The organism is Diplocloster hominis (genome assembly GCF_032380655.1).
GTDB classification, from domain to species: Bacteria; Bacillota; Clostridia; order Lachnospirales; family Lachnospiraceae; genus Diplocloster; species Diplocloster hominis.
In genome coordinates this window covers 13,159-32,118 of sequence record NZ_JAWDIY010000039.1, presented here as the reverse complement: position 1 = coordinate 32,118, position 18,960 = coordinate 13,159, and the positions used below count along the sequence as shown (strand labels likewise).

At 48.9% G+C, this 18,960-nt stretch carries 13 protein-coding genes and 1 tRNA gene; 4 read left to right on the top strand and 10 right to left on the bottom strand.

Annotated elements, in window-relative coordinates; genetic code table 11:
• Positions 1-48 precede the first annotated feature (48 nt).
• The gene (locus ABC831_RS22785; protein WP_343250367.1) at positions 49-228 is read left to right on the top strand and encodes a hypothetical protein; all 180 of its coding nucleotides are present in this window, start codon (positions 49-51) and stop codon (positions 226-228) included.
• Here the strand turns inward: ABC831_RS22785 and ABC831_RS22780 are convergent.
• The 10 genes from ABC831_RS22780 to ABC831_RS22735 all read right to left on the bottom strand — a co-directional run bounded on the left by ABC831_RS22780 (position 213) and on the right by ABC831_RS22735 (position 13,288).
• Positions 213-1,202: an MBL fold metallo-hydrolase gene (locus ABC831_RS22780; protein WP_343250366.1), complete on the bottom strand. Its 990-nt coding sequence runs from the start codon at positions 1,200-1,202 to the stop codon at positions 213-215. The two genes, ABC831_RS22785 and ABC831_RS22780, sit on opposite strands and share 16 nt — an antisense overlap.
• A 261-nt stretch (positions 1,203-1,463) precedes the next feature.
• Positions 1,464-2,609 (bottom strand): glycoside hydrolase family 172 protein, encoded by a 1,146-nt coding sequence (locus tag ABC831_RS22775; RefSeq protein WP_343250365.1) that lies wholly within the window; start codon positions 2,607-2,609, stop codon positions 1,464-1,466.
• Between the two features lie 8 nt (positions 2,610-2,617).
• The gene (locus ABC831_RS22770) at positions 2,618-5,143 is read right to left on the bottom strand and encodes a DUF6259 domain-containing protein (protein WP_343250364.1); all 2,526 of its coding nucleotides are present in this window, start codon (positions 5,141-5,143) and stop codon (positions 2,618-2,620) included.
• Positions 5,144-5,180: 37 nt separating this feature from the next.
• Entirely contained in the window at positions 5,181-6,026 is an 846-nt protein-coding gene (locus ABC831_RS22765) for a carbohydrate ABC transporter permease (RefSeq protein ID WP_343250363.1), read from the bottom strand.
• Positions 6,016-6,936, bottom strand: coding sequence for a carbohydrate ABC transporter permease (locus tag ABC831_RS22760; protein ID WP_343250362.1), 921 nt, complete (start codon positions 6,934-6,936; stop codon positions 6,016-6,018). Before ABC831_RS22760 ends, ABC831_RS22765 begins: the two co-directional genes overlap by 11 nt.
• Before the next feature lie 20 nt (positions 6,937-6,956).
• Entirely contained in the window at positions 6,957-8,303 is a 1,347-nt protein-coding gene (locus ABC831_RS22755; protein WP_343250361.1) for an ABC transporter substrate-binding protein, read from the bottom strand.
• A gap of 218 nt (positions 8,304-8,521) precedes the next feature.
• Complete coding sequence (locus ABC831_RS22750; RefSeq protein WP_343250360.1) at positions 8,522-10,087, bottom strand: response regulator; 1,566 nt, start codon at positions 10,085-10,087, stop codon at positions 8,522-8,524.
• Positions 10,065-11,831, bottom strand: coding sequence for a sensor histidine kinase (locus ABC831_RS22745; RefSeq protein ID WP_343250359.1), 1,767 nt, complete (start codon positions 11,829-11,831; stop codon positions 10,065-10,067). The genes ABC831_RS22750 and ABC831_RS22745 overlap by 23 nt, the downstream gene beginning before the upstream one ends.
• Before the next feature lie 216 nt (positions 11,832-12,047).
• Positions 12,048-12,121 (bottom strand) — tRNA-Arg (locus ABC831_RS22740).
• 105 nt (positions 12,122-12,226) lie between these two features.
• The gene (locus ABC831_RS22735; RefSeq protein WP_343250358.1) at positions 12,227-13,288 is read right to left on the bottom strand and encodes a helix-turn-helix domain-containing protein; all 1,062 of its coding nucleotides are present in this window, start codon (positions 13,286-13,288) and stop codon (positions 12,227-12,229) included.
• Positions 13,289-13,470: 182 nt separating this feature from the next.
• Between ABC831_RS22735 and ABC831_RS22730 the strand changes: the two genes are divergently transcribed.
• From ABC831_RS22730 to ABC831_RS22720, 3 genes are read left to right on the top strand one after another with little or no spacing between them, the layout of a single operon-like run.
• A complete protein-coding gene (locus ABC831_RS22730) occupies positions 13,471-14,838 on the top strand; it encodes an MFS transporter (RefSeq protein ID WP_343250357.1) in 1,368 nt (455 codons plus the stop codon).
• Between the two features lie 50 nt (positions 14,839-14,888).
• Complete coding sequence (locus ABC831_RS22725) at positions 14,889-17,153, top strand: glycoside hydrolase family 3 protein (protein ID WP_343250356.1); 2,265 nt, start codon at positions 14,889-14,891, stop codon at positions 17,151-17,153.
• Positions 17,154-17,170: 17 nt separating this feature from the next.
• Positions 17,171-18,958, top strand: coding sequence for a sulfatase (locus ABC831_RS22720; protein ID WP_343250355.1), 1,788 nt, complete (start codon positions 17,171-17,173; stop codon positions 18,956-18,958).
• Positions 18,959-18,960: the final 2 nt, after the last annotated feature.

The window sequence follows — 18,960 nt, the reverse complement described above, 5'->3', positions numbered from 1 at the left end:
TTATGGTTCCTATTTGTGCATTATGCAAATTAACTGTGAGCAATCGGAATGCTGGATACAAGAATGGGGAAAACCATGATAGATTCCACGGTGCCGATCAGTGGGATTGAGATCAGAATTGAAAATTTGAAAACGAAAGGCCGCGAGGGATTCACTTGCCACGTTATCCCTTGCAGCCTTTTAGATATAGCAGCCATCGCACAGGCTTCGTTCTACTGCCAGCAGTAGTATCTCACAAACTCCCCCGACTCATCCCGTACGATCCGCCCCTCATCCACCAGGTGATACAGATGGGCCAGCGTTTCCGCCATGGCAAACCAGCGCTGATTATACGGGAACATCTCCCATGACAGTCCCCGAAGCGACCAGTGAATCATCCCGGCCGTCTCGTAGGCGGTAGTACCCGGATGATCAATAACCGTCTGCTGGATCTCGTCCAGCCTGCACCGGTGGTGTTCCAGGAGTTCATCGATCCTCTGGTAAATATCCCCGCCCGCTTCCCTGTGAGCCGGGAAAGACGCCTGTACCGGGATGTTCCGAACCATTTTAAGGCTCGTCAGGTAATCGGCAAGGGAATGGGGCACACCTGGCCAAATACTGATATTCGGCGTTATATCAAACAGGATATGATCTCCGGTAAATAAAAGCTGCTGCTTTGGCAGATAAAGCACGGTGTGTCCGGGCGTATGCCCTGGTGTACAGATCGTCTGCACCTTCAGATCCCCCATCGGAAGCTCATCCCCATCCTGGATCACGTTAACCGGAAATCCGGGCTTGGGTATTTCCAGCCTCCCTTTGCTCTCACCCACGTGGCGCATCTGGAGGCCGCCTGGAAAACCTTCCTTAGTAAAAGCCGCGTTCATCCCGTTTACAATGTTCTCTGCGTATATTTTCCTGGAATACTCATATTCTCTTTTTCCCATATAGACAGGAACACCGCGCTCCACAAAGTCCCAAACCAGTCCGATATGGTCCGCATGGAAATGGGTCAAAAACAAAGCCGTTGCGGACAGATCCAGATTCAGTTCCGATATCCCCGCCCACAAAGCCTCATGGCACTCAGGATTATTAAATCCTGTATCGATCACCAGCGACCGCTCCGGGGTCTGCAGAACGTAGATATTCAGATTCTTAAGAGGATTCCGGGGAAGTTCAATCCGAATTCTATAAACCTTTGGGTTTTTCCAAACAAGATCTACCATAGCAAGCGCTCCTTTTTCCGGCTTCCCTGCCGTCTTTGTTCGCAACGCCCTCTTCGCGGCGCGGCGATTCGAACAATTTGTCCGGGCTATCCTGATTTTATCAGTATTGCCGGGTATAACGTTATTATATACCAGATTGCCTCCCAGACACAAAGCATTTTAAAATAAAATGAAAAAGTTATGGAGAAAAATGAGAGCTATTTACTGGCGGCATAAAACTGCCAGTAGGGTTAGCTACTGGCAGGGAAAATATTTAATACCCTATAAAATAAGTGCATGCGGATGAGGAAGCTGCTCAAACGGACTAGTCGGCAGCGACTGATACCAATAGGCAACGGAATAGAAATCGTCCCTTCTGGCCAGATATTTCTCCCTATCCATCCATCCTAAATCCTGAATCGTAACACGTATATGCTCAGAAAAACGGATCGGGTCAGGGATATGCCATCGGTACATTGAGAATCTTTGCTGAGACTGATACAGTCCATCCGGACACATGACGTGATGCATCCCCATATACAGCGACGTATAGGTTCTATAAGCGCCATCCACCTCCCAATTATAGGCACCCCCGAAATAATCTTCCGTCCCGGTACTGCAGATAGAGGGAAATTCCAGATCCCCATCCAGATAAAATTTCACTTCCCCTTCTCCCCACCATTTTCCCGTCCCATTTAACCCTACGGACAGCGACGTCCCTACATAATGGCCTGTGCCGTTCACCCCATCGAGAATAACATGTTCCTCCATTGGTTTTAATGGTGCGCTCATGCGGAATTGTGCATGGAAATAAGCCTCGTCTCCTCTAATTTCCTCCAGAGAATAATTGACCTGGTAATAACAGCACCTGTCCTCTTTTCCCCTGTTTTCCATAGTAATCCGGCAGTTTTTACGAAAAGGCATTCTCCAGAAACTATTTAATGCACGATTAGGGTTTACAATCAGCGGGACGGAATTAATCTGTACCAGAGGTCCCCCGGTTGGGATACGACTGTTATCCGTAAAACCGCATGCAAAAAAATCCGGATAAGGACATTCAACAGAGGGATTTTCCTGATCTTCCCAATAGATGCGCAGGATAAAGTCTCTTCCTACATAACCGCCGAACCATAAGCTTTGTATTACGCCAGGGCCTTCGATCTCTGCCAGTGTGACTGTCTGGCCAGGTTCGACGTTAACACTGGGCGAAATCTTCCATCCCCGGCCCAGATCCGCCGCACATTGCTTTCCCGTTCCTTCCTCTGCCATCGCGCAGCAGCCATTCGCCCCTGTGGGATTTTCCGCATTGATAGCCCGGCTCTTTGCTTTTGACAACCTGCTCAGACTATAGAGTCCAAATCCCATCTGCTCCATATCACACATAACATCGTCGAGTACACTTTTTCTCGACTTTTCACTTCCTTTCATTTTATACTTCAGCTGTCCCAAAGGAAGACGCAGTCCACATCGACAGCTGTATTTCCACCATTTTCATTGACTAAACTGACGGTATCCCCAGCAGACATATCCACCGGTATAGAGCACAGTAAATATTCATTCCATGCTCCGGTCTCTAAAAAAGTTACGTCGCATTGATATTTGTCATTGATATAAAGCTTATAGCTGCAACTCTCCTGCCAACCGCGGGAATACCGGATTGTAATGCCGTTCGCAGCCTTAGGAATTCCAGGAAAGGCCAATCCGTTTCCGGCGGTGTCCAGACAGCCCACTTTCCTTCCATTCGAGGCCGCCGGATCCATCAATACAGTCCCGCTTCCGAGGATATTCGCCGACTCTGCTTCTAAAACACACCCGGTACTGCTTTGCAGGGCTATTTTATATGCTCTTATGTCATAAGCTGGAATGGTAACCGTAAAAGCAATTCGGTTACATCCTGATGTCCCGGCATTGTACACCACTGTTTCATCGGGTACTTCCAGATTTCTGACGCTCTCTATCTCTCCCGAAAGGTGCAAAGCACCATAGTCCAAAGTCAGTGTTGCCGTGACAGGTAAAGCAGTGGGATTGCTGAATTGAACCCCGATTGTATCTCCGGCCCGGCTGACAATCCCAGAAGCTTTTAAGCCTGCATCATCCAGTTCCATTCCCTTTTGTGCCTGATAGGTCCCGTAGTTATATATTTCCGGTTCTTTTAGATAGATCTTTTGAATCCGGTTGAAAATATCCGGCATCGGATTGGAAATCCCGGTGTCATTGTATAAGGGCTGCCCCATCAAGAATCCTGCTGCAAACTCATCAGCAGTGCGCGGCTCACCTGCAGGTCCGGCCAGGATGACAGCCGGCACGGTGTATTGAACCAAAGCAGGCGTCATGGAAGCATACTCACTTCTCCTGTATGCGGCCGGTACGCCTACATCTACAAACGTGGATAGATAGTCATTGATACCTTCTGCCATAAAGTAATAATTATCCCTGCTTCCGCCATAGCCAAACACCTCATGCAGCTTTGTAATAAGCGTTTTTAATCCTTCGGCGTAGGCGGTCGCAGGTGTGGTATGCCCATGATCGGGATTAAAACATTGGAGGGCATCCAGCTCCATCGCCTGATCCAAAAAAACATTGTCCGCACCGGTGTCACGCAGCGCAGTTATCCGACTGGCTAGTTGTTCCTGATAAGCTTTTGAACAGGGACAGATATATACACCAGTTCTGTTCTCGCCCAGTGCAAAATAATAGTTGTCTCCCGTCACACCAACTATATTTTCAGTATTCTGATGCAGCCGATACCAGTCGCTCTGCATATCCGCACAAAGTACATTCAGATATGCCGTAGCTGTGTCACCCTGTTGGTGCATTTGCGTAATCGCATCCGTGAATGCACTGGCCCCTCCTAGCTCCTGAATAAAATCAAAATCCGGATAACCGGTATCAAATCCGTCATCGTTCCAGCCAAACACCCAGGCGTTGTGTATCCCAGTTTCATGGTCCTGTGCAATCGCATCAGGCAATTCTGCATATGTATTGAGCGTTTCCCCATTCATCCGGATTATTTTGTTTGTGATTGCCCCTATGGTGTTCACGGTAGAGGAATGGTGTTTTTCATCACCCCACGCGGTTTCTATAAAGGTTTTGTAGCGGTCTGCCGCGCAGTACCAGTTTCCTTCGTTCCAAACGCCGACCTCGACTATCGGAGTGCGATACGATGTTCCTGTTGCAGAATAAGGCCAGAGAGCCACTGACATCATACGGGCATTATCTAAGGACGGTAAAAGATTAGGATCATATCCAAACCGAAATTCCTTATACGCCGCGGTATCATCGAGCACGGCATAATAAAGGCAATCCATCTCCGTGTACAAGGACATCCACTGCATCGAAGCAGGCATCGGATAGCGCAGGTAGCGCAGTTTGGATCCCGGGTCACTGATGATCTGTCCTTCCCGGTACGGCCATACAAGTTCTTCCCCTGCCTGAACCTGAATACCGGTAATCTGCGGAAACACAAAAGCTGTAATGGTCGTATCCGGTTCCTGGTTTATAATTTCCGCGGTCCATTCAGAGATCGGTGACCCGCTTTTTAATGTGACATGTACGACCAATGTAATGTCCATATTTCCGATCTTGTTATATGTGAGATTCAGCTGGACGCCATCGGGCAGCGTGCTGGACGTAATATCAAAAAGGCTGCAGTCCTTTCCCTTGATTGCACGATCTCCAAGACTTGCCTCCCAAATATTGTCTGTGGACGTATTGATGAACATAGTCCATCCGGAATAATCCGTCCCCCCTAATAACTGCGTATCCGTATATTTATTTTTCATTCCGACAAGAGAGCCATCGGTTGCTTGAAATCGTAATTCTAATTCAGAATTTTGCAGTATCATCACAGTATCACTCTCTTGAATAGATACATCGGTTTTTGTATTTCCATAGACTGTCATTGTCTGGAGAAAGACCAGCATCAACAATAAAACAGAAAATATGCACCCATTCCTTCTCATATTCGTCCCTCCTTTTGTCAAGCCGGGCATCTGTCATCTACCCCTTTACAGCCCCTTCCGTCAGGCCTTTGATAAAATACTTCTGAGCTATAGCAAAAAAGAGAATCATTGGAATCAGGACAATACAGGTTGCCGCAGTAAGCGCGCCCCAGTTTGTTGAAAACTGACCCTGAAACGACAGAATGCCGAGCGGTATGGTTTTGACTGTAGAGGCAGACAGCACAATACTGGCCCACAATAATTCTCCCCACCAGCCCACAAAGTTCAGTATTGCTGTCGTCGCCACAGGCGGAAGCATCAACGGCATGATAACCTTCCGGAAGGCTGCCAGTTCCGAACAACCGTCAATTCTGGCAGCCTCCAGCAGCTCACCGGGAATCGTCGCAAAAAAGTTACGGAAAATATAGATGGTCATGGGCAGCCCCCAACTGATGTACGGCAAAATTAAGGAGATGAGTTTTCCCGTCATGCCCAACTTGGCCAGCATAATATAGAGCGGCATCACCACTGATTCCGAAGGCAGCATATTTAAACCGAGTAACGCCAGAATAATAAAATCCGCATGGGGAATCCTCATCTTGGCCAGCGCATATCCTGCTAACGCGCCCAAAATAGTAGTAATCACGACGGTTATCCCGACGACCGTAATGCTGGTTCCAAAATAAGTACCTATCGAGCCTTCTTTCCAGGCCACTGCATAGTTGGTCCAGGTGATCTGCTGAGGCAGACCGTATATGTTATTGAAGAACTCTTTATTTGACTTCAAAGATGTCATAAATGTAAATACTACCGGCAAAACGGCTGACAAAATGAATATTATAACCAAAATATAGCTTACGATAACATGCGGCTGTGCTCTGTGCCATTTCTTTTTAGAATTCATACGATTCACTCCTGAACAGCTTATTGATCACAAAGATCGAAATTAAGATCACGGCCGTCAATATGCATCCCATGGATGCCGCCAGCCCATATTCCCGATAATTGAATCCGGTATCCAGCATCAGCATGGATACGGTATAGGAGGCTATACCGGGCCCCCCGTTTGTCATCACCCTGACCACATCGTAGGATTTAAAGGCGCCCATCAGTGTCAGGACCACCTGGAGTTTGATCATTGGGGCGATCAGCGGCAAAATAATCTTACGGAGCCGGTTGATATACCCTGCCCCATCCAGTTGCGCAGCCTCCATCAAATCATTTGGTATATTCTGAAGGGCTGCAAAACAAAGGATCATGGTGGAACCCGCATACCGCCAAGCACTGACAGCCGCCATTACCGGAATAACCGTACGCCGGTTGGACAGCCAGGCTAACGCCAGAGAATCAAGTCCGATTTCCCGCAGAAAGCTGTTGATCGGTCCCATCTGGTTATTCAGAAGAAAGGTAAACAAGAGCGCTACAATGGTAAAGGGCATCATTGCAGGAAGGAACAGGATTAAGGTAGAGATCTTGCCTGCCCGCTGTTTCAGGTTATAGAGCACCAGCGCCATGACAACGCCGCTGACCACGGTAAGAATGGTTGTCAGAACTGCCAGATAGACCGAATTTCCAAGTATATGCAGGAAAGAAATATTACTTGTAAATAATTCCCTGTAATTACCACCTGCGACCCAATTGATCTTCTTATACCCGTCCCAATGAAAAAAGGAAAGAATGATGTTGAACAGGAACGGGAATAATGTGGAAAACGAGACTGCCAGCAAAGCCGGGAGCAAAAACAGAAAGCCGGTACGAATAATCCGTTTATCCTGTTTGTTATGATGATTTGATCGATAGCCGATGGTTGACATTTCACTTCCTCCACTATCTCTTAATTTCCCATGACTTCCTGGCGCAACGCCTCGTACTCGTTGAGTGCTTCCGGAATCGCTTTTCCATTCAGAAACACATCAGGGATTAGACGTTTTCCTTCAAAGTCCTGGAATTTCGGAGAAATGTTAGCATAGTCCCGGGAATCAAAACCACTGGTCGTGATGGATACCAGTTCCGAAACCTCGGGATTTTCAATTTCTACATTGACATTGGTAATCAAAAAACCGGATTCGGCATGAACCTTTTGTACTTCAGCGCTGGTAAATGCCTTGATGGCTTCTACTGCGCCCTCCGGATTCGCACAGTTCGCGGGGACGAACAACCCGTCGCCGAATCCCATAACTGTAGCTTTACTGGGGTCGTCCAGCAGATTAGGGATAAATACGACGCCCACTTCAAAGTCACACTGTTCCACCAATGTCCCATATACTGCAGCGGATTCTACGATAGCGCCAACCTCACCCCGCAGAAAGGCTGATGTTACCTCATCTCTGGAAACACTCAACCCACCATCATGGCCGCCATACCACAAGCCGGAATCATACAAAGCTTTGTACTTCTCAAGCGCCTCTTTTGCTTCTTCCGAGTTAAACTGGTATTCCGCGCTGCCCAGAGCGTCCAAATTCCCGTTCTCATTTGCTTTACCACGAAACATATACGCGAACATGGACATGATCTGATCTTTGTCAACTGCGAATGGAGCCTTCATTCCCGCAGAATCCTGCAGAGCTTGCATATCCGTCATAAACTGGTCGTAAGTCCAGTTCCGTTTCACTTCCAGACCGGCCTTCTCCATGGCTGTCTTATTGACAAACATACAGCCGAACGATGTTCCATACGGAATATTATATACTTTCCCATCATAGGTTCCCAGTGCCAGAACCCCTGGATTGAACTGGCTTCTCCACTGCCCGCCGTTAGCATCCAGATATGGTGTTAGATCCAGCGCTTGGCCGGCATTGACAAACTGTTTCATGGCTGCGGGCCAGTATGCGTAGACATCACAGGGTTCCCCTGACGCAATCCCGGTGGAAATAACCGTGGCGAGATTGGCCCAGTCGACCTGGATTGGTTCGATTTTGTATTGCGGCAGCTGTTCCTGGACCATCTGGACCATCTGGTCGCCATCGGCGAACTCTTTCACTAATCCATAGAACTTTACCGCTGTTTTCGCCGCTTCGCCGTTACCATTATCCGGGGCTTCGCTATCCGCCGGTGCAGCGTTCCCTGCCGGCGTATTGCTGTCAGCCGGTGAATTACTGCTTTTTGCATTCCCGGATGCCCCACACCCGAACATTGTTGTAAACATACACAGTACCAATAGTGACACTAATAGTTTCTTCATGCCTTCTCCTCCTCTTATTGAACATTTTACTGTAAGTAATTCGGATTTCTCCTGTTTCTATTGTATATCTTGCCTTATCATATGCGGTAGGGGACAAAACTTCAAATTTAGTAGCTTATCTACGTTTTTCATTTTATTTTACGGGAGATATCCACTTAAACAAAAAAAGAGCCAGACTGTTGTCTGGTTCGGTAAACAGTCTGGCTCTTTTCCTTCTTCTATAAATGCATAATTCCATTTCGATAGTCTGACGGCGACGTACCGGCTACTCTTTTAAAGACCTGCTTAAAATAGTCGTAATCGCTGAACCCCGTTTCCCTGGCGATTTCATATACAAGCATATCCGTATGCCGCAGCAGCCTCTGTGCTTCCCGGATTCGCACCTGATTGACGTACTCACTGAACGATATACCAAATCCCATTTTAAATAAATGGCTCAGATAATTAGGTGAACGCTGGATAAATGAAGCCAAATCGCCCACCGTCAGCGATTCCCGGAAGTGCTCCTGAATATATGCTGCACACCGCATCATCAGAGCCTTGTTGCGCACCGGTTTGTGTGTATCCATGATTTCGAACAGATCGGAAAGCGTGCGCAAAGCCCAGGTCCTATAGCCATCTATGGTATCGTACTCCGGCAGCTCTGACCATCGTTTAAACGACACTTCATATTCCGGTCTTAAGAGAATGTGCATATTATGTATCAGACGAACCATGGTACCAGCCAGTTCTTTACACATAGACCGAACTGCTTCCGGCTGAATACAGTGTGCCGAAACGAGCCGATCGAACATCTGCCCTACCGTCTCTTGTGCCGCTTTCTGCTCCCTCTGCATCATATAGGCCCCCAGCAGGTCATCCACATCCACACTTTGCAGAACCGTCCCACGTATGCCTTTGATGTCCTCATAATACAGAACGATTTCTGCTGTCCGATAGAATTTATGCCGCAGCGCTAACTCTGCCTGTTCCCGAAGGGCGAAGAGCATCCTGAGATTTCCGGTTTCACTGACGCCGATTGATATGGAACCGGCACCGTCGGATTCCATTGCACTGCATAGGGAATCGTGGAGTTCTTTGACAACGAACCGCGTCCAATGTGCAGGGACTGCCAATACAATGACCTTCTGCTCCTTCTCTCCATCACAGACCAGGAAGCCTTCCACATGTCCGATCGCGTGGAGATGGTGCCGGATTGCGACCGGCAGATCAGAAACTGTGACACCACACATGCCAATATCCGGCTCCGCCAAAAGGCAGATGATTTCCTGTGTGGGATTTATTCCGGAATATCCTGATAATCCCTCTAGCAGAGAATCATCCAATTCCATGTTATCCAGCAGCACTTTCTGGACCACCGTATTCCAGTAGACGCTTTCCGCCTGATGGTTGAATTTTTCCCTGGATCGTTCCTGGCGCTGACGGTCGATAGCATTGGACACCAGGTTTTTCAGGGATTCTAAGTCCACCGGTTTGAGTTCATAATCGGTTACGCCGAGCCGCATCGCTCTTTTAGCATAAGCGAATTCAGAATAGCCGCTGAGAATGATGATATGTACGTTTTTGCCGAGCTCCACGATTTTCTCGCTCAATTCCAGTCCATCCATACCGGGCATTTTGATATCGGTGATTACAATCTCTGGTCCGTGAGTGCAAAATGAGTCCAGCGCTTCCAGACCGTTTTCTGCGGTATAAACCGCATCAATGCCGATCTCCTGCCAGTCAATTGATGAGCGCAACCCCTCCCGGATGATTGCCTCATCATCCACGATCAACAGCTTCACTACCGTATTCCCCCCTTATAAGAGGAATCAGAACATCCACTTTTGTACCGACGCCTTTTTTACTTGAAAATCTCAGGCCATACTCCAGCCCGAATTTAAGTTTCACCCTGCGGTCAATGTTTTTCAGTGCAAATACCGTGAATGTATCCTCTTGTTCCATCATCTTTTCGCTTATAACCGCCTCATCCGCGCCAATTCCGTCGTCTTCCACGGATATACAGATCGTATCCGAGGCTTTTTGAACCTTCAAGCGGATCGTTCCGGTACCCAGCTTACATTCCAGGCCGTGCTTGATTGCATTTTCCACTAAGGGCTGCAGAATCAGCTTAATCGTCCGGCAATCTAAAACAGTCTGATCCACTTCCGTCTCCATGCGGATTCTGTCACCAAACCGATAGGATTGGATCATCATATATTTTTGTACCTGGCTGATTTCATCGCCGATGGTCGTCATCTCCCGGCCCTCATTGAGAACCTGGCGGAAAATATCAGCAAGGGCGCTTACAAGTTTTGCCGCTTCCCGATCGCCGTTGCGCAGGACGATCCAGCGTATGGTATCCAGGGTATTAAAAAGAAAATGCGGATCGATCTGGGATTCCAGTGTTTTTAATCTTGCCTCTTTTTCCGCCAGCTCCGTTTTATAAATCTGATTGATCAGCTCATCGATCTTTTCTACCATTTCCACAAAGGACTCGCCCAGGTCCCCGATCTCGTCACCGTTTCGTACTTCCAGATGCAGTTTGAAATTACCGGTTCTGACCTGTTTCATCTCGTCCGACAATTTGATAATCGGCTGAACTACAGTCTTTTTCTGCAAAAAATAGAATGTAATCGCAAACAGGATGCAAATCAGGATACTGAATGCCATATACAGATTGATCACACCCATCTGGCCACGGATCATACTATTGGGTAAGATTTGAATCACATGCCAGCCAGTTGAGGGAATTTCGAGCTGAAACACCCAGTACCGCTTCTGATCGATAGTCGTTTTAAAAAACTCTTCTTCCCCGGATCGTATTTGAGCCATATAAGCCTGGCCGCTCATGTCCCGTCCGATTAATTGTTTATCCGGAGAGGAGATCACGCAGCCGTCCTCATTTATCACAAATAGCTTACCACCGTCATCTATATACAGATCATCATAATAGCTGCAAAGCGTTTCCTCCGCGATACTCAGCCGCTCAATCGCCAGGGGTTTCCAGTTATAAAGGCTCCTGATCTCCCGCATCAGAGATATCACACGCACCGGCCCGTTCCCCAGGATGCGGTCGGTCAGCTCATAGGCCGGCGTCCAATATACTCGGCCGTCCAATGACTCTACGGCATCCCGATACGAACTGTTCTCTTTGGCGACAATATCCTTGAATTGGAACACGATGTCATCTTCCTTGCTGATACAGATCGACTGTATGTAGTCTCGTGTTTCCAGCAGAGTTTGAATGTCATTCGACAGATCGAACTTGGTTCTGACAATCTCTGCATCGTCATCCACAATGGTTTGGACATTGTTATTAGATAATAAAACGAGAGACAGATATTCCATATCTTTCAAAAGTTCCTCTAACCCGAACTCGCATTGTTTCAGCGCGGCAGACTGCTGCCGGCAGATCCGATCCGCCAAAGTTGCGGAAACCAGTATATTGATAATCACTGCGACCGAAATTAACGGTAGGATTAAAAAAAAGAGTACATTCAGTATTAAACGCTTTCCCAATGGTTGACGCCTGTTACTATTCTTCATAAGCATACTCCAAGTACATTTTTACCCGAATAAGAATTATGGAACGCTCCTCCTCTTTCACACCTGTCTTACAGGGGGCGAAACGGTTCCGCTTTTTTATTATGATATACCCTTCTTCCACCTTACCGTTTATATTATTCCAAAATTCAGCAAAGTCTGCTTTATATTTTAACACGTAAAAACCCTTGTAAAACTGTAGTTTACAAGGGTTTATGACGTGCGTGAGAAGATTCGAACTCCCGACACCTTGGTCCGTAGCCAAGTGCTCTATCCAGCTGAGCTACACGCACACGAATTTTCTTTGAATGAAAACCCGTAACAGTAGATATTATACAACATTCTCAAATTTTGTCAATAGAGTTAGAATAATTTTTTCATTTTTCCGTCACCATCATTTAATGATCAGCATTTTTCCGCTCGTCCTGACCGGGGCTTCTAACCGAAGTCCGGTACTCCTGCGGAGACATGCCCGTATATTCCCGAAATAGTGTATAAAATTGTGTTCGGTTCACAAACCCCACCTGCTCCGCGATCTCGCTGATGTTCCTGCGGCTCTCTGTGAGCAGGCGTTTTGCTTCGTTGAGGTAGATCCTCCGGTTGTATTCCTGCAAGGATTCTCCGGTGTATTTAGCGAACACTTTAGCGATGTAGTTGCGGCTGTAGTGGAATTGGTTCGACAGCTCATCCCTCGTGACACGTCTTTTAACATGACTGAGATACCGCTTGATTTCATCCACAAGGTCCCGGCTGGCTGCGCAGCCCAGATTCACATACAAGGTCTGGTAAGCCTGTCCATTCTCCAATATGCCGAACAGGCGAAATACCAGTCCGCGCAGAACATGGGTATATCCGGGCGCGCGCTTCTGCAGCTCGGAAAATATATCATTCATCATGCCAATGGCTTCATCACCGGCCGCGCCATGGTACAGGCGGTATTCCATGTAGTCCTTGTTATCGTCCAGATCGCTTTGCAGGTTACGGGCAAAAAAAACGCCGGTTTTTCGGTGCTTATTTACCAGCATTTCCCGTCCTTGGGGCCATTCCGACAGGTATTCCTTGGAGAGGCACAGCGCCATAAAGGCAGCATCCTGCCCCTGAAAGATATAGTTCCGTGTATTGCGGTTCAAAAGCACGGCATCTCCGGTTTCAAAACGGAAGCGGCCTGTCTCGATCATAATCTCCAGTTCCCCCTGCACAACCAGAATCATGTCAAAATAGTCATGGCTTTGCAGCACAATCTCATCATCCGGGTGCTGGCTGCCCTGCCATACAGCTTCCAACTGATAGCTCTGCGCCATATCGGCATGCCTGATGCAGATATTACGATTTTCCAAAGGACTCACCGCGGACATCCATAGGGAGGATTGGTTTTCAACCACAGTGGAATAGAGAAATTTCCTGGGCTGCCCTCCGGTTCTCGTTCGGTTGTATAACTTCCAATAATTATCCGTGTCCATAATCCGTCCCCTATTACTGTGTTCAAAATGATACACAAAGCAGCCTTTAAGCGTTTATTCCGCACAGAAATATTCCGCTGTTGCACTATAATAATTAATATACTTCCATCCGTTTTACTATATCACAAAGTCGGAAACGATGGAATACTCATACACATTATTGATACAGAGGAGGAAAAAAATTGGACAAAGAATTAACGGTAAGTTATCGCGTAAAGGAAAAAATCTCTCTGCGGGAAAAAACAGCTTATAGTATGGGCGCCTTTGCCAGCAACATCGTCTGGAGCGGCGTAACAGCCTTTTCTACTTATTATTATACTGAGTCCGTTGGCATCGCAGCAGCCGCCATCGGTACCATGTTCGTACTGTCCCGCGTACTGGACGGCATCTCTGATCTCATCATGGGGCTGATCCTGGACAGGACCAAAAGCCGATTCGGCAAGGCCCGCCCCTGGCTTTTATGGATGGCGATCCCCTTCGCCATAGCGACCATGCTTCTATTTGCTGTACCACATTCTCTTGGGCCGCTGGGCAGACTGGTCTATGCCTACATAACCTACAACCTTCTGTCCACAGTAGTTTATACTGCAATAAACCAGGGATACTGTCTGCTCTCCGTCCTTATTACTGATAATCCAAAGGACCGAACGTCGCTAAATGTGTTCCGAATGATAGGTGCGACACTCTGTGCCATTCTAGTAAACGCCATAGTCATGCCCATGGTCAACGGTTTCGGAGGAGGGCCTGGCGCCTGGACCACTACCTTTCTTATATTAAGCATTATCGCGGCGTTTATGTTTTTTGGTGCCTTTGCCGGTACAAAAGAGCGTCTAACAGACACAGAAAAAAAACGAGAGATTGTTCCGGTAAAAACCGCCCTTCTGGCGTTGGTGAAAAATAAACATTGGTGGAACCGCACGCTGTCAAATCTTATCATCACCATCATTTCGGCAACAGCAGCCGTGAACGTCTTTTATGCGGCCTATTGGCTGGGTAATGATACTCTCGGCGGTTTTATCACAATCATTAATTTGCTGCCCATGATGCTTTCTCTGGTCTTTTCGACGTCCTTGGTAGAGAAATTTGGCAAGCGGAACGTTTGTTTGATCTTCTCATTTATAGGCTTGGGAGGATTTGTTGTCCAGATAATCGATCCCGGAAGTATGGCGCTGACCCTGGCAGGACAGGCTTTGCGCGGCTTAAGTTTGGGTCCCGTATCCGCAGTCGGCTTTGTGATGCTGGCTGATACCATAGACTACGGGGAATGGAAGACCGGGGTGCGTACCGAGGGATTGGTCTTTTCCTCCAGCAGCTTCGGCAGTAAAGTGGGAACCGGTATCGGGTCCGCCCTGGTGGGCTGGGTACTGGCCTGGGGCGGCTATATTGCCTCCGCCAAGGTGCAGGCGGATAGCGTTTTGAATGCCATTCTGGCCGTGTATATCTATATCCCCGCCGTTTTGCAGGTAGTCAGCATTATCCTGCTGTTCGGCTACACTCTGGACAAACATCTGCCGAAGATTCTCAGGGATCTGAACAACGGCGCACTATAAAATCATAATAAAACAGGATAGAAAAAGGAGATTCCCCGATGCAAAATAGTATGCCCAAGCTAAAAAAAATTCAGAACCCCGGCGGCCCGACGCTGATGTTTGATGAAAACTCCGGCGTAAAAATCATCGAAAAGGATGGCTTATATTTCAAGGACCTGGCCAAAGACGGCGTGCTGCACCCCTATGAGGATTGGCGTCTGCCGTTTGATGCCCGGGCCAAAGACCTGGCTTCCCGCATGACCGTGGAACAGATCGCCGGATTGATGCTTTACAGCTCCCACCAATTTGTGCCCAGTGTCTCCAATCCCTATTTTGGGCGGCACACCTATCAGGGCCGGGAATTTGCCGACAGCGGCGCACCCGTCCATGCACTGAGCGACCAGCAGATTGAATTTGTCAAAGACCATTTTCTGCGCCATGTGCTGGTGGTATATGTGCAGTCAGCATTTGACGCGGCCAACTGGAACAACGAACTGCAGGCCCTGGCCGAATCCATGCCCTTAGGCATTCCTGTCAACATCAGTTCCGACCCCCGTCACGGCACCACCGTCACTTTTGAGTTTGACGCCGGAGCCGGCGGTGACATCTCCCACTGGCCCGAGCCCCTGGGCCTGGCCGCCAGCTTTGACCCAGCTTTAGTTAGAAGCTTTGGCGAGGTCGTTTCCAAAGAATACCGGGCGCTGGGGATCACCACGGCGTTGTCCCCACAGATTGACTTGAGTACCGAACCCCGCTGGACACGGTTCTCCGGCGGATTTGGAGAAAGTCCGAAATTGGCGGCCGACCTTGCCCGTGCCTATTGCGACGGTTTACAAACCTCCAAAGGAGCGGCCGAGCTGCAAGATGGCTGGGGGTATGACAGTGTAAACGCCATGGCCAAGCACTGGCCTGGGGGAGGCGCAGTGGAGGCAGGCCGTGACGCCCACTTCCCCTGCGGAAAATACTCCGTATATCCAGGCGGTAACTTTGAAGAACACCTTGTGCCTTTTCTGGAGGGGGCGTTCCGGCTGGAGGGTAAAACCTGCAAGGCTTCAGCCGTGATGCCTTATTATACGATAGTATACGGGCAAGACCGCGAGAATAACGAAAATGTTGGCAGCGGCTATAGCAAATACCTGATCACAACTCTTCTGCGGGAAAAGTATCACTATGAAGGGGTGGTGTGTACCGACTGGGGCATCACAGCCGATGAGGGCCCGGTCGACAGTGTGTACGGCGGCAAATGTTGGGGCGTTGAACATTTGTCTCAGGAGGAGCGCTGTTATAAGATCATTATGGCCGGAGTGGACCAATTCGGCGGTTTGAACGTAAAAGAGCCGGTACTCGGCGCATACCAGCTGGGTGTGGAACGCCACGGCGGGGACTTTATGTTACACCGGTTTCAAAAATCCGCCCAGCGGCTGCTCCGCAACATCTTTTGCACCGGGTTGTTTGAAAACCCCTATCTGGACGCTGAGCACACAGCCCGTCTAGTAGGCTGCCCTGCATATATGGCCAAAGGCTTTGAGGCGCAGGTAAAATCCCTGGTGCTGCTGAAAAATAAGGCTCATGTACTGCCCCTCGCGAAACAGGCTAAAGTGTATATTCCCAACCAACACACGCCCGGCTTTGTAGATTGGCTGGGCAACAAGATTCCCGAGGGATCGGCTCCGCCTTTCAGTCCTGAACTGGCAGCGCGCTATTTTGATGTGGTGGACAGTCCGGATGAAGCGGATGCAGCCCTTTGCTTTATCCGTATGCCAGGCACCGCCGCTTCCCATCTGCTGCGCGGTTATGACGCGGAGGATGTGAAAGCGGGCGGCAACGGTTATGTGCCCATCAGCCTGCAATACCGGCCTTACACTGCGGCGGTATCCCGGACAAAGAGCATTGCCGGCGGCGATCCCCAAGAGAGTTTCCGTAATCGTTCCTATAGGGGAAAAACTGTGACCGTCGACAATGAGAGTGATTTCGATATGATATTGGAAGCCCGCAGAGCAATGGGAAAAAAGCCGGTCATCGTTTGCGTTCGTACCCCGGGTCCTATGGTAATGGCCGAGTTTGAACCCTTCGCTGATGCCATTCTCGTTTCTTTTGGGGATATGCCCCAGGCAATTTTGGAAATTCTGAGCGGCTGCAGTGAACCCTCCGGCCTGCTGCCGATGCAGATTCCCGCCAATATGGAGACGGTGGAAATGCAGCATGAAGATAAGCCCTTTGATATGGACTGCCATGTGGACAGTGAAGGCAACAGATATGATTTTGCTTTTGGCCTGAACTGGGAAGGCGTGATTCAGGACTGCCGGACAGTGAAATACAGTCGTAAAAAAATGTAAGGAGGATATAATTCATTATGAAAGTCGTTATGCTGATGTTTGATTCCCTTAACCGCAAAGCCCTGCCATCCTACGGATGCAGTTGGGCTAAGCTTCCCAATTTTGAGCGGCTACAAAAACGTGTACTCACCTTTGATAATTTTTATGCAGGCGGGCTGCCCTGCATGCCCGCACGGCGTGAACTGCATACTGGGAAATACAATTTTCTGCACCGAAGCTGGGGGCCGCTGGAACCTTTTGACGACTCCTGCATAGAGCGTCTGAAAGCAGCAGGTGTATACACTCATCTTGTCAGTGACCACAGCCATTATTGGGAAGATGGCGGGGCCACCTATCACAACCGCTATAACAGCTGGCAGCAAAGCCGCGGTCAGGAGGGGGATCATTGGATGGGCCAGGTGGCGGAGCCCGAAATTCCCGAAGCCGTGTCGCCCCATCCGGGACCCCTTTGGCGTCAGGACTGGGTAAACAGAAAATTTCTGTCTGACGAGGAGAAAATGCCCCAAACTCAAACACTGAACAATGGAATAGACTTCATTGCCCGCAACCACAACGCGGACAGATGGTTTTTACAGATTGAGACCTTTGATCCGCATGAGCCCTATTACGTACCGGAAGAATATGTCAGGCTTTACCCTGACAGTTACGCCGGCGAGCATCTTGATTGGCCAAACTATGGTCTGAATGCTTACACGTCCGAGCAAACGGTACATCTGAACAAGCTCTATGCCTCTCTCGTGGCTTTCTGTGATAAAAGCCTTGGCCGCGTGCTGGACGCCTTTGATAAATTTGATCTGTGGGACGATACCATGCTGATTGTAAATACCGACCATGGCTTTATGCTGGGCGAAAAAGACTGGATGGGTAAAAATACACAGCCCTGTTACAACGAAATTGTGCACACCCCCTTTTTTGTATGGGATCCACGTACAGCTCATGCAAACGAACGGCGCAGCGCGCTTGTGCAGACGGTGGACATCCCCCTGACTCTGCTGAGTTTTTTCGGTGTGGACGCGCCGGATGCCACGGACGGAAGGGATCTTACCCCTGTAATTGAGGATGATACGCCAGTCCGGGAAGGCGCATTGTTTGGCACATTCGGCACTCATGTAAATGTCACGGACGGGAAAGCAGTGCTGATGCGTGCGCCGGTCAGCCAGACGAACGGGCCGCTGTACAACTACACTCTGATGCCCATGCATATGGACAGTATGTTCAGCCTTCCGGAACTGCGCAATCCGCAAATTTCACGGGAGCCGTTCGCGCCCGTGCCAGTGCTGAAATATAAAGCAGACTCCTATATCAACGCCTATTGGTATGGCGACCTTTTGTTTGATCTGGAACAAGACCCTGACCAGGAACACCCAATAACGGACAAGGAGGATTTAAAACTCCGCCTGATAAACTTAATGTGCACCCTCATGCGGCAAAATAAGGCTCCCGCCGAACAATATGAGCGTCTGGGACTGCCAAGGGAAGGAAAAGTAAACGGGGATTGGTTATCCGGCCCGGGGAGGCGCGTACCGTTTTGTGCGCCGGAGGAACTTGACGATATGCCGCTTACGCAGGAAGCTAAGAAAGCCGTTTGTATTCTACTCTCCATCATGCTTATTATACCGGATGGTCAACAGTACTGGAACAGTCTTCTGACAGGCTTGGCCGATATCGCCGGAGAGCAGATGCTGGACGAGGGACAGACGCTGGCAGCCATCGACCAGATGCTGACGGTCGCCGGCGGCAAAGATGCAGCCATGGTAAAGATGATCCTGCAGTTTGTTCGGGGTTTCATGCGCTATCAGCAATGAGA

Bases quoted from the DNA above. Each gene is read 5' to 3' on its own strand.
- ABC831_RS22785 (WP_343250367.1), top strand. From the start codon at position 49: ATGCTGGATACAAGAATGGGGAAAACCATGATAGATTCCACGGTGCCG.
- ABC831_RS22780 (WP_343250366.1), bottom strand. From the start codon at position 1,202: ATGGTAGATCTTGTTTGGAAAAACCCAAAGGTTTATAGAATTCGGATT.
- ABC831_RS22775 (WP_343250365.1), bottom strand. From the start codon at position 2,609: ATGAAAGGAAGTGAAAAGTCGAGAAAAAGTGTACTCGACGATGTTATG.
- ABC831_RS22770 (WP_343250364.1), bottom strand. From the start codon at position 5,143: ATGAGAAGGAATGGGTGCATATTTTCTGTTTTATTGTTGATGCTGGTC.
- ABC831_RS22765 (WP_343250363.1), bottom strand. From the start codon at position 6,026: ATGAATTCTAAAAAGAAATGGCACAGAGCACAGCCGCATGTTATCGTA.
- ABC831_RS22760 (WP_343250362.1), bottom strand. From the start codon at position 6,936: ATGTCAACCATCGGCTATCGATCAAATCATCATAACAAACAGGATAAA.
- ABC831_RS22755 (WP_343250361.1), bottom strand. From the start codon at position 8,303: ATGAAGAAACTATTAGTGTCACTATTGGTACTGTGTATGTTTACAACA.
- ABC831_RS22745 (WP_343250359.1), bottom strand. From the start codon at position 11,831: ATGAAGAATAGTAACAGGCGTCAACCATTGGGAAAGCGTTTAATACTG.
- ABC831_RS22735 (WP_343250358.1), bottom strand. From the start codon at position 13,288: ATGGACACGGATAATTATTGGAAGTTATACAACCGAACGAGAACCGGA.
- ABC831_RS22725 (WP_343250356.1), top strand. From the start codon at position 14,889: ATGCCCAAGCTAAAAAAAATTCAGAACCCCGGCGGCCCGACGCTGATG.
- ABC831_RS22720 (WP_343250355.1), top strand. From the start codon at position 17,171: ATGAAAGTCGTTATGCTGATGTTTGATTCCCTTAACCGCAAAGCCCTG.